This window comes from Paenibacillus planticolens (genome assembly GCF_013141725.1).
Lineage (GTDB): Bacteria > Bacillota > Bacilli > Paenibacillales > NBRC-103111 > Paenibacillus_E > Paenibacillus_E planticolens.
The window spans coordinates 269967-289628 of the sequence record NZ_WHNZ01000030.1; the positions used below are offsets into that span (position 1 = coordinate 269967).

Here is a 19662-nt window from a genome sequence, read left to right on the forward strand (position 1 = left end):
CTTCCGAAAAAATAATCACATTTGACTCCAAGCCACCGATATGTGCCTTTGACGAGGCAGCAATGACTGCCTGTCATTTCTTATGTTCAAGCATTTTTCTGTACAAAAAAACGCAGACCCATCAAGTCTGGCGTTTTTTCTGATGACTAGCCTTTAATTGAACCCGCGAGCAGACCGCGAATAAAATATTTGCTTAAGAAAATATATACGAGCAGCGTCGGTAAAGCGGCCAAAATCGCTCCGGCCATCTGTACGTTCCACTGTACGATTTGACTGCCGGACAAGTTTTGCAGGGCGACCATGATCGGCTGCTGCTTCTGTGTCGTAAGCGTTACGGCAAACAGGAATTCGTTCCATACGCTCGTAAACTGCCAGATGCCGACTACGACAAATCCCGTTAACGAAAGAGGAATAATGATGTAGCGGTAAATACCGAAAAATCCTGTTCCGTCAATTTTGCCCGATTCCAAAACCTCCGTCGGGATCCCGACGTAAAAGTTGCGAAACATCAACGTGCAAATGGGCAGCCCATATACGACATGTACGAGAATTAATCCAGGAATCGTGTTATACAGCTTAATCGATTGCAAAAACTGAATTAACGGAATAAGAATACTTTGGTAAGGGATGAACATCCCGAACAGCATGAGCGAGAAGAGTAAGTTTGATCCTCTGAATTTCCATTTGGATAAGATGTATCCGTTTAAAGATCCAAGCAGAGACGATAACAACGTAGCCGGAATGGCCAGCAAAAAGCTGTTCGTTAAATTGGGAATCAGTTTCTTAAACGCCTCTTGATAGCCCTTCAAGTTAAAATACTCCGGAAGCGCCCACATTTTATCGAGTGTAATTTCGTTCAGGCCCTTAACGCTTGTAATTAGCATGACATAAACCGGAACCAGATAAACAATCGCCAAAACGATTAGCACCACATACATCAGCGTACGATTCACACGCTCCAGCGACATGTTAATCCTCCCCCTTGCGCAAGTTGGAAATCAAGTAAGGAATGATCAGCAAGGAAACTAGCAGCAGCATAATCATCGCTATACCGGCACCTTGGGCATAATGATTTCCACGGAATGTCGTTTCAAACATGTACACGCCGGGCACATCCGTTACAAACATGGCTCCCGGTCCTGTCATTGCATACACCAAATCGAAAATCTTTAATGAGATATGCGCCAAAATAATAATTAAGCTCATCGTGATCGGCTTCAGCTGCGGCAGAATAACCTTCCGGAGGATCTGCCATTCCGTCGCGCCATCTACTCGCGCAGCCTCCCGCAGGTCCTCGGATATGTTCCGCAGGCCAGCCAGATACATCGCCATTGCAAACCCGGACATTTGCCAGATCGCTGCAATAGCAACGGCAATAATCGCTACAGGGAAACCGAAATCAATTTGCCCGATATGGATTTTGGGGATAATTTCTGTGCTTACAAACCAGCTCGGCACATTCGTTACGCCCAGCGATTTCAACAATAAATTGACTCCGGTCGTCGGATTCAGAATCCACTGCCATACGACCCCTGTCACGACAAAAGAGAGCGCCATCGGAAATACGAATATATTTCGGAAAAAGGCTTCCCCCCGCACTTTCCGGTCTACCATAACGGCCAGAAACAAGCCAACGAGCATCCCGCCTGCGATAAACAGAGCGGTAAACATAATCGTATTCCTTAAATCCGATTGAAAGCGGAAATCGTTAAACAGAAACGAATAGTTGCTGAATCCGGCGTAAGTCAGATTTTTGACAAGCGTGTTCCACTGCGATAACGAGACGTAACCAGTCCAGGCTATAAAGCCATAAACAAAAATAGCAATTGCCGCTACGGAAGGCAGAAGCATTAAAATGGGGACAAGCTTTTCCGACTTCCAAATACTGCGCCTGCGCAGCGCAATGCTAGGTTGATCTGTATTCAGTTGTTCATTTGAACGGATAGCGTTCATCTATTCACACTCCATAAAAACAGGGTCAGATGCCTAATCCGTCATCTGGCCCTGTCGATTTCTCCTTATTTTTTCATACCGTTGGCATCTTGTGCTTGTTTAAGCGCTTTAGCTGTTTGCTCTACATCGCCTTGGGTTACGAAGATATTGATCGCTTGGTTGGCCTGTGTCGTAAAGCCTTCAGGCGCTGCGGAACCGTGAGCCATACTCGGTGTGAGCTTGCTCTTTTTAAAATCTTCGATCGTCGTTTTACCGTATACGTCGTATTTGGAAGTATCCGCATCAACCCTTGCCGGAATCGATCCTTTCAGCGGGTTAAACACGTCTTGACCTTCTACAGAGCCAAGAACCTTCAAGAACTCCTTAGCTGTCGCTTGGTCTTTGGAATCTTTAGGCAGAGCAAAGGTATCCGTTACGACCATGAACGTACCGTCCGTGTTCGGGGAGGCAACCCAGCCAAAATCTTCGTTGGCTTTTAATTTCAAATCCGTCGTGAAATATCCTTTCGCCCAGTCACCCATATTGTTCATAGCCGCTTCGCCTTTGGCGACCAGTTGGGCGGCATCCTGCCAGTTGCGGGCAGCATGGTCCTTATTCACATAGGACAGCATCTTTTTGAAAGTTTCCAGCGATTTTTTCACACGAGCGTCGTCGAACGGAATTTCGCCGGTCCACAACTTTTTGTAATCGTCAGCTCCAAATTCGCCGAGCAAAACATTTTCGAACAGCATCGTTGCTGTCCAAGGCTCTTTATCGCCAAGCGCCAGCGGAGTAATGCCCTTCGCTTTTAATGCATCCGCTACCTTAATAAACTCATCGAAAGTCGTAGGCGCTTTCAAACCATTTTGGTCAAAAATTTTCTTATTGTAGAAAATCACGTTGCCCCGGTGAATATTGACCGGAACGGAATAGATGTTTCCATCCTTGCTAACCATGTCAACCAGGTCCTTCGGAAACTTATCCTTCCAGCCCTCTTTGTCGTACAGGTCATTCAAGGGGCTGACCTTGCCGGCAGCAACCCATCCCGTATTCAGTTCCGCACCGCCATGAACTTGGAACGCTGACGGCGGATCGCCGCCCTGCATGCGGGAGGCAAGAACGGCCTTCGCATTGGTTCCGGCACCGCCGGCTACTGCGGCATTAATGACTTCAATGTCCGGATATTTATCTTTGAACAATTTAATAAGACCTTGAAGTCCCGCTTCTTCACCTGCACCCGTCCACCAGCTAAAGATTTCCACCTGTTTTTTACTTGCCGCCGGAGCCGGAGTTGCAGGCGCTGCTGTTGCAGCAGGCGTGTTGGCAGCCGCAGACGGAGCCGGGCTGTTTTTCGCCTCATTGGTGCTCGAGCTGCATGCTGTAAGAAGTGAACCGGTTAATGTTACAGTAGAAAGAATAATAGATAATTTACGTTTCACAGTACTTCCCCTTTCAGATCGCTTTTGTATGAAACCGCTTTACAAAATTATCTTACTCAATTGGGGAAATACTTTTAATGAGGTAAATCTATCTTTTATTCCGTTTTTTTGCACAATCGGCGCCCTGCCTGTCTTTAGGCCCTCCTTGACCTGTAATCGCCCGGCGACATGCCCATCTGCTTTTGAAACCATTCGCTGAAATACCGGGGGTTGGGATAGCCGACGGCCTCCCCAATCTGATAAATCTTGAGGGTGCTGCTGCCAAGAAGCTCGCAGGCTTTCTCGATGCGCAGATGCGATAAATAATCACTGAACGATTTGCCTGTTTCTTGGCGGAACAACCTGCTTAAGTAATTCGAAGTGACGAACAATTCTTCGGCAATTTGATGAAGATGAAGGTCCTCCGTGAATCTGGCGGCCATCATCTGAAGCGCTTTTTTGATCAAGTACGAGCTGGGCTCCTCCGATACTTTCGGTTCGAGAGCGGGTTTGTCCGGTTGAACCGCTTCTTTCGTGCATATCATCTTGGCTTTCTGCAAAGCAACTTCGATCTCTTCCACATCCGACGGTTTCAGCAGGTAATCTACGGCTCCTAAACGAAGCGCTTCTTGGGCGTATTTAAAATCGCCGTATCCGCTGAGGAAAATAACCTTGGTGTTCGACAGCAAGCGTTTGTCATTTTCCATTTCACGCAATCTGGCTACCAGTTCCAAACCCGTCATATTGGGCATGCGAATATCCGACAAAAGGATATCGACGGGGTGGTCCTCCATATAACGGATAGCTTCTAGTCCGTCTTGAAACACTTGAACCAGATCGATCCCCAGCATCTCCCAATTGATATGCTCACTTAAGCCTTCCCGAATCCAAGTTTCGTCATCTATAATAACGGCACGGCAAACGGTCGCGTTCATCGATGCATCCTCCGTCCTACTTCGAATTTCCATTCATTTTCCTGGTAAGCTGGCGCAGTTCACTCGCCGCATCTTTAAAGGATACTTCCGGCTTGACATAAGAGGTAATGATTTTGGCCAAAGCCTTTTCTTCGATTTCGACCATAGCCGGATAGTAGCTAATCGAAGGTTCATTTTTAGCAATATCCATACTTTTCAAAATCAGCGCAAAATCCGGTCTTGTCTTTTTAAAGGAGGGATCGTCTAGAATAGAGCGCCGTGCCGGCACTCCGCCCTGCTGCGCATAGATCATCCCTCCGCGCTTCCCCGTCGCATACTCGAGAAACTTCCAGGCATCGACGGAATTTCTGCTGCTTGCATTAATGGCGAGCGTCCAGCCATGCTGAAACGGAACGCGCCTGATATTCCCATCCCGATCTCGGGTACCCGGGATTAAGGCAATTTTTATTGAATCTTTATTGGGGTCGCTGTTTTGTTTAATCATGGGATAGGCCGCATTCCAATACGGGGCTGCCATGGCGATTTCCCCCGCTATTAAAGCATCCCGGGTTCTGGCAAAATCCCAGCTCAGCAAATCCTGCGGGACTACCTTCTCCTGCACCAGCTTTTCCATATATTTGCCCGCTTGAATCGACTCCTCCCGGTCCAATAAAACTTTCCCGTCCTCTTCGTTCAGCACATCGCCGCCGAATGACCACAACAGCGACGCGAAAATCTTGGATCTTTCCTCCGGTACGACAGCGGGCATCGCGAGGCCCCATCTCGTTGGGGAATTCGGATTATTGCTTTTGGTATACGTTTTGGCCAGCTCGAATAATTCGTCCCAAGTTTCAGGCGGATTCGGGATTAAATCGCTCCGGTAGTACAGAAAATGGGTGCTGATATCCGTTGGCAGCGCATAGGTCATATCTTGGTATTGGTAAGTGGACAGGAAATCGCTAACATCAAACGATGGCATATCAGTTAAATTTTTATTATTCATAAAAGGATCTAAAGGAAGAATCGCATGGACGGAGGCGAATTGGGCGATCGATGTATTGGGAATAGCGACGATGTCAAACGACTCTGTCCCCGCTAGCAGCTGGGTACCTACCGAAGTAAAATACACATCTCTTCCCAATTCGATAAACTCCACCTGGATCCCCGTATCCGCTTCGAACGTCTGCGAAATTTGACGCATCGCGCTAGATTCCGTCCCTGTTCGAATCAACACTTTTATTTTTTTAGTGCTCGCCAAAACTTTAGGCGAATCCACTGTGACCTGATCCAGCAGCAGCAAACTGCTTAACGCCCAGACTAGAAGCAGAACAAACGATACCAACATCAGCCTATTAAAATGCAGCAATTTCAATGTTATGCCCCCTCTTGATTCTCAAGGTACGATGACAATCGATAAGGGATCGTAACCGTTACCACCGCTCCTTGATCCTCGCCTGCCGCAACCTCGATTCCATATTCAAGCCCGAATGCCGTCTGTATTCGCTGTTGCACATTTCGAAGTCCCACATGGGTAGCGTTTGAGGCGGAAGGCTGCAGCAAAAGCCGGACGCGAGCCAAATCAATCTGCCTGCCCGTATTTGATATGACGATGTGCACCTTATCTTCTCTTCTGCCGGCTTTAATCGTCACTTTACCGCCATCCTGGCTTTTCGATATACCATGTTCTAAAGCGTTTTCAATGAGTGGCTGCAAAATGAGCGGCATCACATTGATGTTTGTAACTTCGGGATCCATTTCAATTTCATAATATAGCTTGTCCCTGTACCTGTAGGACTGAATTTGCAAATAGTTCTCCACATGCTCAAGCTCTTTCCCCAGTGTCGTCCATTCCTGTCCGGCATTTAAGGTAAAACGGAAGAACCGCCCCAAAGCTGTAACCAGCTTGGATATGGAATCCGCTTTGTGCTTCTTGGCCATCCAATAAATCATATCCAGCGTATTATATAAAAAGTGAGGATGGATCTGCATTTGCAGAGCTTGAAGAAGCGCCTCGCGTTTTTCTTTCTGCTGCCTTTCATTTTCATGAATCAGATACTGAATACGGTCCATCATCCGGTTGAAGCTGAATTGCAAGATGCTGATCTCTCGAATAGGTCCTTGCGTTTCCCGTACATGAAGATTGTCTTTCGCTGCGAAGGCCATTAAACGTGCCAAATTAATAACCGGCTTGGAAATGGCGGTAGCCAGAAGAAACGAGACAATGACGGAGACAAGAGCTCCGATTGCCGACATGATCAACAAGTAGCGCAATATTTTCTGATTGGGGCCGATTAATTCGTCGATGGGAACGACCGCCGTCATCTTCCATCCGCTAATTTTGGAAGTGTCGTAAGCAAGCAGCCATTTGCCATCGACAGTCTGCAGCCCTTGCCCCTGGGAGGGCAAAGCATTTATCGCTTGGCTGATCTTATTCGTAAGCGGCAGCTGAGGGTCCTGCTGGTAAATCACATCACCGGACGAGTCTGAGACTAGTAATGAGCCTGTTGCACCAATTTGAACGTTCCGCAAATACTCGCTAATAAACAGATCGTTAAACTGAACAAATAAATAACCGCGAAGCTTTGCCGTATTGCTGTCTATAAGGCGTCTGGCAGCTGTGACAGAAGCGCGAACCGGCGTTTCGAAACCGTCCTTTGGGCGGTAGATCGATTTTTTGTCGGTAAACCAGTTCATTTTTAACGGTTGATTCTCAATTTGATCCAGAACAATTTTATAATTCTCGCGATCCACTTGGTCATAGGAATAAAACAAATTTTCTGTAGAAAGAACATCATGATTCGCCGTTATAAAATAGATGGCCCGAATGTGCTCCAGCCTGCCTCGAAACAAATTGGAATACACCATATTTTTAAACTTTTGATTCGCTTCAAACAATTGAAACGAGGAGTCCAAGGGACCGTTTAAAAAATCCAGCGACTGCTCGTACAGCAAGGTCCAAGTAAGCCGGTCGATCTCTGACAGATTGGCATCCAAGGCCCGCTGAGTCTGTCCAACCGTTTGCAGCAGATAATGGCTCATCTGCTTTTGGAACAATTCATTTTCCTTTTTATAGGTGATATAGGTTATAACTACCAAAGGAAAAATCATGAGCAGTAGAAAGACGGACAGCAATATCGTACGAATAGAAATCAGTTTGCTGACACTGTTGATAGGGCTCACCCTTCCTTCCGAAGCAAGCAATACACGAATAATCTAACACGTTCAATTTGAAATGTTTGTCGAAACAAGTGAAAGAGCACATAAAAAATAAAAAAATGTAGGACAACTGAATTTCTTGCAAAAAAAAACCTTCGATGCCGCGTAGATTGCGGCTTGAAGGTTTTCAGATAGTAGGTTATTAAAATAGCTTCTCGAGCTCGTCGATCATCGATCCAATGTAGCTGACAGCGCTCTGGATAGGTCTCGCTTCCGACATGTCGACTCCGGCCAGCTTCATCAAGTCAAGCGGACTCATCGTTCCGCCAGCCTTCAACACATTCAGCCAACGATCGACAACAGGCTGCCCTTCCTCTTTCATGAGCTGAGCAACCGCTGTAGATGCAGTTAATCCGGCAGCATAAGTATAAGGATAAAGGCCCATATAGTAATGAGGCTGTCTCATCCAAGTTAGATTAGCCCCTGAATCAAGCTCCACTGTATCTCCCCAGAATTCGGAAAGTACCTCGCCTTTGAGGCTGGACAGCTTCTTCGCGGTCAGTGCTTCTCCTCGTTCCGCAGCGGCATATACTCTTCTTTGCATGTCGCCTTCCAGTAAATGCGTCACGAAGTTATGATAATAGGTGTTCAATATTTGTAAAATAACCCAACGCTTCATCCTCGGCTCGTCCGACTGCTTCAGGATGTGCTCTGCCAGCAGCAGCTCGTTCATCGTAGACGGCGCTTCAATGAAATATAAAGAAGGGCGGAAGTTGGTATAGCGCTGATTCCGAGCTGCGAGCATCAAATGCCCTGCGTGCCCAAGCTCATGCGCTAAGGTAAAGGCGCTTCGCATATTGCCGCCCCATGTAATTAGAATGTACGAATGCTTGCCGTAAGGCGATGCACAGAATGCGCCGGTCGACTTGCCTACGTTGTCCGCATAGTCAATCCAGCGTTCCGATAAAGCTTGCTCCATGAGCTCCGTATACTCCGGTCCCATAACACGCAGCGCGTCAAGAATCGTTTGACCTGCTTCCTCGGTCGTTACCGGAGGATTGAAGTCCGGGTCGAACGGCGCCTTCAAATCGCAGAACAGAAGCTGATCCAAGCCCAGCACCTTTTTCTTCAACTGCATCAAACGCCGCATATGCGGCGCAAGCTCCGCAAGAATGACATCATGAATGTTATTGTACATTTCCTTCGTCACTTGCTGGGGCTGCAACAGCATATCCGTTGCAGAATCGTAGCCACGCAAGCGGGCGGTTACAACTTGCCGCTTCACTTCCGTCGCGTAAACGGCGGCAAATGTGTTCTGGTACATCGCAAGCGTCTTGCTGAACGATTGGTAGGAAGCCCGGCGCAGCGCCGTATTCGCGGAAAACTCATAGTCCGTTTCAAACAGGGCAAAAGAAACCGGATGAGTTACCCCCTCCGCATCTTGGACAGAGTCAAAAGCGAGATCGGACAGCTTGCTCCGCTGATAAATCGTGTACGGCGCTCCCAACACTTCGCCGAGCGATGCCAAAACGGCTTCCGTTTCTGCGCTAAGCTTGTGCCGTTTGGTTTCGAGCAAGTCGTATAAGCTTTTGCGGAAAGGCTCTAAGCGAGCTTCCTCTTTCAGGTACCCTTCTACCGTTCCTTCCGGCAGCTCAAGGATTTCGGAACGAATAAACGAAATCGCGGCCCCGATTCCCGACATAACATCACCGGAACGTGCGGAGTTAGCTTGGTTGAGCGGATTGGTGGAATCTTCCGAGAAACGCAGCCTTGCATAGGCCGCTGCCCGCGAGCTGCGAGCGAGCACAGCTTCTTGTTCCTCTAAGCAGTTTGCCAGCTGAATTGCACCTGTATGCAAAGTTCCCTTGTAAAGCTCTAATTGCGAGGCCACTGCTTGAATGTCTTCCAGTTCATCTTCCCAGGCCTGCACGCTCGTAAAAAGCTCCTTCAGATTCCAAGTGAGCTCTACGGGCACTTCCTCTCTAAGTCGGCGTTGTTTCATGATAGGATAGCGCTCCTTCCTGCTGATGGTAGACTAACTGCTCTCATTATAACCGATTGCATTCCGGAAGTAATATTTTGGATGCTCATGCCGCGGCTGTGGCTGCTTTTTCGATTCCGTAAAACCGGAACAATGTACGCTGAAGAATACATCCTGCTGCTTGCGATAAAAAGCTGGCCTCCCTTTCCCAGTGAGCAGACCTATCTTGCACAAACTTCTTGACGCTTCCTCTTTCTGGCCATTTCTAGTGAATTTACCTGTAAAAACGCAGGTATTTGAATGGAACTGAATGGAGGATGCTGATTTTGATGACCTTTTTGCAGTTGAGCTGAGTAGGCTCCCCTTACCACGACCTGCAACTGGCAGTAAAAGTGAGAATCCGAGGGTCTGAGGGGAACTAAAGGAGCTTATTCCACCGCAATCGCCCAATTCTATGTCCACCAGGGCAAAAAGATTAACCGACCGCCGCCGTAAGAATATGTGGTAAGCTGCGCTCATCCCAAAAACATATAAATTCTATAATGTAAAAAAATTCACCTCATCTCCAGCGTAGCCGCGGGCAGTTAGAGACAGACTTTTTTTAAACTCTAATGGACCATTTAATTTTCTCCGGGAAACAAAACAGCAACAATAGTGAACACATTATCAACTTGCTCAAAATAAATTCTGAATTTTCTGATTACTATAGCTTTGTCCTAACAGCAGGGAGCCAGATGATCGAGCGAGTTTCCATTATTCAAAATCCTTAGGAGACAATGATTTCAAAAGCTCAGAAGTTGACATTCCTTTACCTTGTTTATACTCTACACGACTTTCATCAATCATGCGCTTAAGTTCTGGATTCACTTTTACTTCAGAACTAATGGAAAGATGATCTTCCTCTTGCAAAACGACCGTAAATTTCCCTTTTCCAGGTATAAGAAATTGACGCACTGAGTGCTCACTATTCATGCTGATGATGGTTTCCATGAGCTCTTCGGAACTAGTTACTTTTTCCATAACTTTCACCACCAATTGTCTTTACTTGTACATCGATTATAACATTATTACATATTAAGAACTGCGTGTGCTCTCCACGACTTTCACCTTACTAATTCACTTCCCCAAAACAATGACACCTCAATCACAATTCCCATCACATATCCCCCGCTTACTTGAATATATTTAATAACAAGCTTTTTTTCCCTATGTCTGATTAGCGCCATTGCTTATCATAAACGCCATGGAGGTGTCAACATGACAGAACCCCTGTTTACCGTTTCCCGTGAGGATTGGTCATTGCACCGTAAAGGGTACCAAGATCAAACCCGACACCAAGAGAAGGTGAAAGATGCCATTAAACAGAACCTCCCTGATTTGGTAACAGACGAGAGCATTGTAATGTCCAACGGAAAGCAAGTCGTGAAAGTACCTATCAAGAGCCTGGATGAGTACCGGTTCCGTTATAATTTTAACAAAGGCAAACATGTCGGTCAGGGAGACGGCGATTCGCAAGTGGGCGATGTGCTGGGCACGGATCCCCAACCCGCTCAAGCCCCGGGGAAAGGCCAGGGTGCGGGCGACCAGGCCGGTGAAGATTATTATGAGGCCGAAGTCAGTATGGAGGAGCTGCAAGCCATGCTTTTCTCCGAGCTGGAGCTGCCGAATTTGCAGAAAAAAGAGAAGCGCAATATGACGACCACAGAAGTCATTTTCAATGATATCCGTAAGAAAGGCATCATGTCCAACATCGATAAGAAACGCACCATCATTGAGAATTTGCGCCGCAATTCACGTTCAAATTCGCCGGGTATCCATCATATCAGCCCCGATGATCTACGTTTCAAAACGTGGGACGAAGTCGAGAAACCGCACTCGAATGCCCTGATTATCGCAATGATGGATACGTCCGGCTCCATGGGCTCCTTTGAAAAGTACATCGCCCGCAGCTTCTTCTTCTGGATGACACGGTTTCTGCGAACGAAATATGAGAATGTGGAAATCGTCTTCATTGCTCACCATACGGAAGCCAAGGAGGTCACCGAGGAGGAGTTTTTCACGAAAGGCGAAAGCGGCGGCACGATTTGCTCATCAGCCTATCAAACCGCCATCGATATCATCGATAAACGCTATCCGCCTTCGCAGTTTAATATTTATCCTTTCCATTTCTCCGATGGAGATAACTTAACGTCAGACAACGAGCGCTGCGTTAAGCTCATCACGCAATTAATGGAACGTTGCAACATGTTCGGCTACGGAGAAGTGAATCAGTACAATCGGAGCAGCACACTCATGTCTGCTTTTCGTCATATTCATGACCCTAAATTTCTGCATTACGTCATCCGTGAGAAAGGCGAAGTCTACAAGGCATTAAAAACCTTTTTTACCAAGCAGGAAGGGGTGGCTGTTCAGTGAGTAAATCCGAAATTCAACAGCTTGAATACGCCATTGATGAAATAACGGAAATTGCCAAGGGGTTTGGGCTCGACTACTACCCTATGAGGTATGAAATTTGTCCCGCGGAAATCATTTATACATTCGGGGCATACGGGATGCCAACCCGTTATAGCCATTGGAGTTTCGGGAAAAATTTTCACCGTATGAAAACTCAATACGACCTGGGTTTAAGCAAAATTTACGAGTTAGTCATCAACTCCGACCCCTGTTACGCTTTCTTGCTGGATGGCAACTCCCTCATTCAAAATAAGCTCATCGTCGCTCACGTGCTGGCGCACTGTGATTTTTTCAAAAACAACGTCCGCTTCTCCAAAACGAACCGGAACATGGTCGAGAGCATGTCCGCTACGGCGGAGCGTATCCGCCAGTATGAGATCGAACATGGCATTGACGAAGTCGAGCAATTCATTGACGCCGTACTCGCGATTCAAGAGCATATCGACCCTGTCCTCACCCTATCCTACCGGCAGGCACGCAACCGGCAAGAAACGAACAAAGCTTCAGCTCCTGCTGCGCGTTCAGAATTAACCTACGGTTATGAAGACTTATGGGGTCTTGATGCCAAAAGCAAACCTGCTTCCGCTGCGGATAAAGAGGAAGTCAAACGCTTTCCGCCGAAGCCGGAGAAAGATATTCTGCTCTTCATTGAAGAAAATGCGCCGTACATGGAGGATTGGCAGCGGGACATATTGACGATGCTGCGCGATGAGATGCTGTACTTTTGGCCACAGCTGGAAACCAAAATCATGAACGAAGGCTGGGCTTCGTACTGGCATCAACACATTTTACGGGAATTGGATTTGACCGAAGAGGAAACAATTGAATATTCCAAGCTTAACTCATCGGTCGTCGTTCCCTCCCGGCATACGTTGAATCCGTATTATTTAGGCCTGAAAATATTTGAAGACATCGAGAAGCACTGGGATAATCCGACCGAAGAGGAAATCCGGACGCAAGGACGCAAGAAAGGCGAAGGTCGAAGCAAAATATTCGAGGTCCGCGAATATGAATCCGATACTTCTTTCATCCGAAACTATTTGAATAAGCCGTTAGTCGAGGAACTGGATTTATACGTCTTTGAGAAGAAAGGCCCGGAGTGGAAAATTACCGATAAAACGTGGGAAAATACCCGGGATCAGCTGATTTATTCGCGTGTCAACGGCGGCTTTCCCTACATCGTCGTGGAGGATGGCGACTACCAGCGCAATGGCGAGCTGTATTTGAAGCATTCCTACGAAGGGGTTGAATTGGATCTCAAATATGTCGAACGAACACTCCCCTATATTTACAAGCTCTGGGGCAAGACCATTCATATGCATACGATTGTGGAAGATAAGCCTGTATTGTTCAGCTATGATGGGAAGAAGCATCATCGCAGATTTCTATAGGGGAATGACCGGCCTCGAGCGTTTGAGGCCGGTTTTTCCTATTCCAGACTGAACAGCTCTCTTGTATTCACAAATGTTAGAGGAACGTGAAATCTCGGTAACGAGAGGGCACCCGATCGGTAACCTACCCGGCTACCGAGATGGACGCTCGGAGAGTGCTTATCCGCTAGAGTTTGTCAAAGTGCTTACGCGAATATACTCTCTACGAACGATCACGGATCTTCGTGAGAGCTTCATTGTTACCTGTTTTGTGATAAAATGGAGGTATCAGAACCTAATGGAGGTGCCAGCTATGCAATGGGAAGAAGTACGTAAGATTTATCCTGACCAATACGTTAAACTACAAATTCTTGCATCCCATACCGAAGGCAGTATCAAATATGTAGATGAAGTTGCTTTGATTAAAGCTATTCAGGATCCCAAGGATGCAACTATTGAACTGCTCCGTTCAAAGGACGGTATCGTTGTGTCTCACACCTCAAATGAAGAGCTGAAGATTGAGCTCCGCGGCACTTAGAGACTTACGAGGAGTTGTACAGTATGAAAGTTGATCTTGTGGATGGACTGCTGCAAACCTCGATTACGATAAATTACAAGGGACAAGTACTCACGATAGACAAGCTGGTCATTGATACCAGTGCTTCCCACACTCTCCTTTCCGCCGATGCTGTAGCTGATATTGGTGTTTATTTTGAGACTGGAGACGAACTCGTCAGTGCTTTCGGCATCGGCGGCGAAGAAAGCTGTTTTAGAAAAGCGTTTGATTTTGTCACGCTGGGTGACTTCAAGATTGATAGTTTCAAGCTCGATGCTGGTGCCTTGCATGAAAAACTTGAGATTAATGGGCTTTTAGGATTGGATTTGCTTATGGCGGCGAATATTGTACTGGACTTATCTAGTTTTAGTATGTATACAAAATCAAGAAAATAGTACGGCTGTCGATAGACAGCCTCTACATTCATAAGTGCCCTAATCAGGTAATAGTGTATAAAGAAATTTAGAATGATTAAGCAGTTCAGACACCTCTTCGTACATCCCTTACACTTACCTTCCCACTCTTAACTGAAGCGACACACTTTTTCAATTTGCCGACTCTATCTTCAAAATAATGAATGCCGTCAACACCACCATCTGCGCCTTTCTTACAGCTTGTTATTCCCAATAAATGCAATGACCACAGTTGGAATTGGTATTTGTCACGATTAGCTAAGTCAACTGCCCCATCTAAATCAAATGGCTCACCCGTTACCTTGTTCGGCTTAAGAAGTAAACCAAATTCCTTATGAAGTCTCTCTTTGATTGTGGTGATCGTAATATGTGTAATATCTATACCAATCCATTTTCTACCCAAACGTTCAGCAGCAACTATTGCAGTTCCACAGCCGCAAAATGGATCCAATACAATATCTCCCGGGTTAGTAGCAGACTTAATAATCCTTTCTCACGCAAGGACGCAAGAAAGGCGACGGTCGAAGCAAAATATTCGAGGTCCGTGAGTACGAATCCGACACTTCTTTTATTCGGAACTATTTGAATAAGCCGTTAGTGGAGGAGCTGGATTTATATACTTTTGAGAAGAAAGGTCCTGAGTGGAAAATTACCGATAAAACGTGGGAAAATACCCGGGATCAGCTGATTTATTCGCGTGTCAACGGCGGTTTCCCCTACATCGTCGTGGAGGATGGCGACTACCAGCGCAATGGCGAGCTGTATTTGAAGCATTCCTACGAAGGGGTTGAATTGGATCTCAAATATGTCGAGCGAACACTCCCCTACATTTACAAGCTCTGGGGCAAAAGCATTCATATGCATACGATTGTGGAAGATAAGCCGGTAATGTTCAGCTATGATGGGAAGAAGCATCATCGCAGATTTTTATAGGAGAATGACTGGCCTCGAGAGCCGGTTTTTTTCTATTCCAGACTGAACAGTCTGGTCATGGGCACTTGTAAATCTTTAAAAACATTGGATTGGATGGTATCCTGCTCTGCGAACAGCTGGCGCAATTGATAGCTGCCATCCTCCAGTGAATAAACATGTGCCGTTCGATTCCCAGGGTCAACAATCCATTATTCCTGTACTTTATACTTCTGATATAAGTTGAATTTCTCATTAAAATCCTTTAATGCCGTCGATGGCGACAGCACTTCAATGACGATAGCCGGAGCACCGTGACAGCCACTTTTCGAGATTATCTCTTTCGAGCAAACAACCGAGAGATCGGGCTGTGCGATATGATCGGGTGACTCATACTCACCACTTTCGCTGAAAAATACATCAAATGGAGCCACGAACACAAAGCAGCTCCGATTCTGAAAGAATGTCCGTAGGGAGAAATGGAGCTCTCCAACAATAAATTGACACGAAGTTCGACCTCCTTCTGATTGTTACTTTAGAGACCTTACTAAATTGCACCATGCCTCCTCGGCACGTTGCTAACATTTACTCGTTATGAACACCGACAAAAGAAGTGCTTTTCCGACAACGTTAATCGACGGACATCCTTTACAAGTCATGTTACGCTTAAAACTCAGTTAATTGATAATAATTTCCATGTTAGGAGATGAGTTGAAGTTGAGAATGAATATTTTATTTAACAAAAGACCTATTTCTGTGAACTTTATTGGCACGGACCACAAACTAATTCCCTCTCTGATCAACGCTCTTCGTTATAACAAATTTACAACGACGAACCTTGGCCAAACGTTAGAGCATGTTGACTTATTTAGTTCAGAAGCCATTTTATATGCAAAGGATGGAAATAAAGCCCGAATTCCTATTTTCTAAAACCGCCTTCTTACATAAAACGAAAGTCCATTCGTCTGAGTGATTCGATCACTAGGCGGATGGACTTTTTTCATGCGTCAAGCATATTTCTTTTGTGATATTCATAGAATGATAGAAAGAGTTGATTTAAGAGAATAGGAGCGAGTTGCCTTATGTCCACGTTCCATCCAGCCAAAAGTAACGCAGCCACCCTACTTATCTATATCCTGATTATGCTAACTAGTTTCATATGGACGATTATCTTAGGGTTTCACAAAAATGACCAACCGCCGAACCTCGCAATCTCCGAGTATCGCGTCACCCAGGCCAGCAACGGCGTTACCCTTCATAGCATTCAGACACCGCCTCAAAACATAGGGCTGAGGGCCATTACCGGGAATGTGACGGACATGAACGAAAATGGCATCAATGGCGGCTTCTTTTGGCAGGGTTATCTGCTGAGTATCGCCGTTATCAATGATCGCCCCGTCAAAGGGCTGCCTGGCGACTACGGCTCCGGCTGGTTTAATATTGACCGCAAACGGGGGACGTTGGTCTGGGATGAGAAAGCGCAAACTTTCACGATTCAAGTCGTTGAAAACGCCGATGAGCTGAAAGTGATGGACCGGGGCCATTACTGGGCACAAGGCGGCGTAAGCATGGGACTGACGAATCCGGACGGATGGGCTGCCCAGGCCATTTCGGAGGAGATGCCTGTCATCGATGAGAAACGCATGCGCTCGGGAATTGTTTACGACAGAAACAATAACGTTTATCTAGTCGTTGCCCCTACGCCCTGCACAGGCGAACAATTCCGCACAGCCGTGCAGGAACAGGTGGGGAACGGGCAGCTGGTGGACGGTCTTTTCTTGGACGGCGACGGTTCCTCGCAGCTCAAAGTCGCGGATTACCTGCTTCCCGGCGATCATCGCGAGGTATATCAGATGATTGCCCTGCTGAAGTGAGGGAAGTCGAAAAGAGGTTCGCGGACAGGGAACTACAGGGCGTTATTTCGACGAAATGAGTCCTAGAAGCCGCCGAGGCGGAACTACAGGGTCTTATTTTCTCGAAACACAGCCGATTTCGCCAAAAACAACCAAATAAAGGACCACAGTTCCCACTAAACTGCAAGTTAGCTGTTTTGCAGGTAAATAGCGGCCTGTAGTTCCCTCCATTTGCACGTGCTTCCATCGGTGGCGAGGAGAGGGAGGGGAGGGGGGGGAGGGGGGCTACGGCAAAAAAGAGGAATCCCCGCCAACCAACAGCGGCAATTCCTCTTCCTATTAGAACGTCACGTTGTCCGGGTCCGGACCAATGCGTTTGTTCTGGTTCAACGAATCAACGAGAGCCATATCCTCAGCGCTCAGCTCAAAATCAAAAATATTCGCATTCTCGCGAATTCGATGCTCTGTCACCGATTTCGGAATCGTGACGACACCGTTCTGAATGTCCCAACGCAGCACGATTTGTGCTGCCGATTTCCCATGCTTGGCCGCGAGCTGCGACAGCACAGGATGATCGAGATTCCCCTGCATCAGCGGACTCCAAGCTTCCAGTTGAATGTTGTTCTCGCGGGTGAACGCGAGCAGTTCCTTTTGCGCCAGCTGCGGATGGTACTCGACTTGGTTCAAAGCCGGCACGACACCCGTATCCTCAATCACGTGCTGCAAATGATGAATTTGAAAATTGCTAACTCCAATAGCGCGCACATGACCTTCTTTGTACAAGTGAACAAGTGCTTTCCATGTTTCTCTATACGTCGCCGGTTTAGCCCAGTGAACTAAATACAGGTCGATCGTCTCGAGGCCGAGCCGCTTGCGGCTTGCTTCAAAAGCTTGCAAGGTGGACTCATAGCCCTGATCCGCGTTCCAAACTTTGGTCGTGACGAAAATCTCGTCGCGCGGTACGCCGCTCTCGCGCAGTCCCTGACCAACGCCTTCTTCGTTTTGATAGATGGCTGCAGTATCTATGCTGCGGTAGCCCAGCTGCAGAGCTGTTTTGACAGCGCCGATCACCTCTTGGCCTTCTTGGGTTTTCCAAACGCCTAACCCCAACCATGGCATATACACGCCATTATTGAGCTGGACTCCTTGTGTGAATGCTTTCGTTGACATTGGCTCATACCTCCAACATAAAATATGGTGTGACAGCTCTTGAAAGAGTACGCCCAACGTCTATCATACCACTAGATTTAACCAATCACATCTTTGTGTGCGCATGAATCAAATTCATCTTGAGCTCCCACAGCTCCGTGCTTAAGTTTACGCGGTATCCTTCCGGATTCAGCTTGCGAAGATACTGCGGCCAAAACGTCTTCATCTGCTCCGCGTGATACGCCCGGATGCGATCCAGCGTCGGCAGCTCATAAACCAGCTCGCCACCGGCAAAAATAGCTTTTAGCAGCGGAACTGCTTCATAGTCTTCAATGTACTTGTAGATATACGTATGGGTAGGATCGAACAGCTTGATCCGCTCTCCCCGCTGAATATCGCTTTCGTGCTCCAGTGCCAAGTAATCCGCTTCCGCTTTGCCTGTTTTCTTGTTGATGATCCGGTAGACTTCCTTGAAGCCGGGATTGGACACCTTCTCGGGATTGCCCGAAATCTTGATGACCGGCTCGAATTCGCCGTTCTTCTCCCGGGCAACAAGCTTGTAAACCCCGCCAAGCGCAGGCTGGTCGGCCGCGGTGATGAGCTGGGTGCCGACGCCCCAGACATCGATTTTGGCGCCCTGGGCTTTCAGCCCCTCGATGATGTTCTCATCGAGGTCGTTCGAGGCGACGATACGCACCTCGGGAAAGCCCGCCTCATCCAGCATCTGCCTGGCCTGCTGGGACAAATACGCCAAATCGCCGCTGTCGAGGCGAATGGCGTTCATGCGCTTGCCCTGCTGCTGTAGCATGCGCGCGGTCTTGATGGCGTTCGGCACGCCGCTGCGCAGCGTGTCGTACGTATCAACGAGCAGCGTCACTTGCTCCGGCAGCGCCTCGGCATAGGCACGGAAGGCTTCCTCTTCCGTGTCATGCGCCTGCACCCATGCGTGCGCGTGGGTGCCCTTCGTCGGGATGCCGAACAGCATCCCGGCCCGCAAGTTCGAAGTCGCGTGAAAGCCCGCGACGTACGCGGCTCTTGCGCCCCAGATCGCGGCGTCAGCCTCTTGGGCGCGTCTCGTGCCGAACTCCAGCAGAACGTCGTTCGGTGCGACTTGTTTGACGCGCGAAGCCTTCGTCGCGATGAGGGTCTGATAGTTCACGAAGTTGAGAATCGCCGTCTCCACCAACTGCGCCTCAAACATGCTCGCCACCACGCGAACGAGCGGCTCATTCGGGAAAACCAGCGTTCCTTCCGGCACCGCTTGCAGATCGCCGCTGAACTTGAACGCGCGCAGCGCCTCAAGAAAGTCCTCGCGGTAATGCTCCTCCTGCTCGCGCAGGTAAGCAATTTCGTCATCCCCGAAATGCAGATGCTGAATGTAATGGACGAGCCGCTCCAAACCGGCGAAAACCGCGTACCCGCCGTCAAAAGGCAGCTTGCGGAAATACACCTCGAAAACCGCCTTGTCCCTATGCGTACCTTGCAGCCAATGCGCGTACATCATATTGATTTGATATTTATCCGTGTGAAGCGTCAAATTGTCGTAGTTCATATCTT

At 47.6% G+C, this 19662-nt stretch carries 16 protein-coding genes and 2 pseudogenes; 6 read left to right on the top strand and 12 right to left on the bottom strand.

The genetic code is table 11. The annotated features are described in order from the left end of the window. Positions 1-146: 146 nt before the first annotated feature. The 8 genes from GC097_RS15840 to GC097_RS15875 all read right to left on the bottom strand — a co-directional run bounded on the left by GC097_RS15840 (position 147) and on the right by GC097_RS15875 (position 10421). Positions 147-938 (bottom strand): carbohydrate ABC transporter permease, encoded by a 792-nt coding sequence (locus GC097_RS15840; protein ID WP_376768393.1) that lies wholly within the window; start codon positions 936-938, stop codon positions 147-149. Positions 939-969: 31 nt separating this feature from the next. Further along, on the bottom strand, positions 970-1953 hold the full coding sequence (locus GC097_RS15845) for a carbohydrate ABC transporter permease (RefSeq protein WP_171684260.1): 984 nt from the start codon (positions 1951-1953) through the stop codon (positions 970-972). A gap of 65 nt (positions 1954-2018) precedes the next feature. Beyond that, entirely contained in the window at positions 2019-3371 is a 1353-nt protein-coding gene (locus GC097_RS15850) for an ABC transporter substrate-binding protein (RefSeq protein ID WP_171684261.1), read from the bottom strand. 134 nt (positions 3372-3505) lie between these two features. Beyond that, complete coding sequence (locus GC097_RS15855) at positions 3506-4285, bottom strand: response regulator transcription factor (protein WP_171684262.1); 780 nt, start codon at positions 4283-4285, stop codon at positions 3506-3508. A gap of 16 nt (positions 4286-4301) precedes the next feature. Beyond that, positions 4302-5636, bottom strand: coding sequence for an ABC transporter substrate-binding protein (locus GC097_RS15860; RefSeq protein WP_171684263.1), 1335 nt, complete (start codon positions 5634-5636; stop codon positions 4302-4304). 2 nt (positions 5637-5638) lie between these two features. Next, positions 5639-7444, bottom strand: a complete 1806-nt coding sequence (locus tag GC097_RS34970) for a sensor histidine kinase (protein ID WP_171684264.1) — start codon at positions 7442-7444, stop codon at positions 5639-5641. 178 nt (positions 7445-7622) lie between these two features. Further along, on the bottom strand, positions 7623-9422 hold the full coding sequence (gene pepF / locus GC097_RS15870; protein WP_171684265.1) for an oligoendopeptidase F: 1800 nt from the start codon (positions 9420-9422) through the stop codon (positions 7623-7625). A 732-nt stretch (positions 9423-10154) separates the two neighbouring features. Continuing rightward, positions 10155-10421: a hypothetical protein gene (locus GC097_RS15875; RefSeq protein WP_171684266.1), complete on the bottom strand. Its 267-nt coding sequence runs from the start codon at positions 10419-10421 to the stop codon at positions 10155-10157. Positions 10422-10658: 237 nt separating this feature from the next. Here GC097_RS15875 and yhbH point away from each other — a divergent pair, with 237 nt between their 5' ends. The 4 genes from yhbH to GC097_RS15895 all read left to right on the top strand — a co-directional run bounded on the left by yhbH (position 10659) and on the right by GC097_RS15895 (position 14176). Beyond that, positions 10659-11816 (top strand): sporulation protein YhbH, encoded by a 1158-nt coding sequence (gene yhbH, locus GC097_RS15880; RefSeq protein ID WP_171684267.1) that lies wholly within the window; start codon positions 10659-10661, stop codon positions 11814-11816. Next, a complete protein-coding gene (locus tag GC097_RS15885; protein WP_171684268.1) occupies positions 11813-13246 on the top strand; it encodes a SpoVR family protein in 1434 nt (477 codons plus the stop codon). The genes yhbH and GC097_RS15885 overlap by 4 nt, the downstream gene beginning before the upstream one ends. 292 nt (positions 13247-13538) lie before the next feature. Beyond that, positions 13539-13763 (top strand): hypothetical protein, encoded by a 225-nt coding sequence (locus GC097_RS15890; RefSeq protein ID WP_171684269.1) that lies wholly within the window; start codon positions 13539-13541, stop codon positions 13761-13763. Positions 13764-13786: 23 nt separating this feature from the next. Further along, complete coding sequence (locus GC097_RS15895) at positions 13787-14176, top strand: aspartyl protease family protein (protein ID WP_171684270.1); 390 nt, start codon at positions 13787-13789, stop codon at positions 14174-14176. A gap of 85 nt (positions 14177-14261) precedes the next feature. On the opposite strand, the gene GC097_RS34735 is transcribed toward GC097_RS15895, so the two are convergent. Then, a complete protein-coding gene (locus tag GC097_RS34735) occupies positions 14262-14681 on the bottom strand; it encodes a DNA methyltransferase (protein WP_171684320.1) in 420 nt (139 codons plus the stop codon). A 14-nt stretch (positions 14682-14695) separates the two neighbouring features. Between GC097_RS34735 and GC097_RS15905 the strand changes: the two are divergent. After that, a pseudogene (locus GC097_RS15905) lies at positions 14696-15127 on the top strand (SpoVR family protein); the annotation flags it as partial. Positions 15128-15159: 32 nt separating this feature from the next. Here GC097_RS15905 and GC097_RS15910 read toward each other — a convergent pair. After that, positions 15160-15600: pseudogene (locus GC097_RS15910) on the bottom strand (Uma2 family endonuclease). Positions 15601-16185: 585 nt separating this feature from the next. On the opposite strand from GC097_RS15910, the gene GC097_RS15915 reads away from it, so the two are divergent. Then, the gene (locus tag GC097_RS15915) at positions 16186-16977 is read left to right on the top strand and encodes a hypothetical protein (RefSeq protein WP_171684271.1); all 792 of its coding nucleotides are present in this window, start codon (positions 16186-16188) and stop codon (positions 16975-16977) included. Positions 16978-17295: 318 nt separating this feature from the next. On the opposite strand, the gene GC097_RS15920 is transcribed toward GC097_RS15915, so the two are convergent. Continuing rightward, positions 17296-18126, bottom strand: coding sequence for an aldo/keto reductase (locus GC097_RS15920; protein ID WP_171684272.1), 831 nt, complete (start codon positions 18124-18126; stop codon positions 17296-17298). Positions 18127-18211: 85 nt separating this feature from the next. Next, positions 18212-19657 carry a nicotinate phosphoribosyltransferase gene (locus GC097_RS15925; protein WP_171684322.1) on the bottom strand — a complete coding sequence of 482 codons (1446 nt, stop codon included), beginning with the start codon at positions 19655-19657 and terminating at the stop codon, positions 18212-18214. Between the last annotated feature and the right edge of the window lie 5 nt (positions 19658-19662).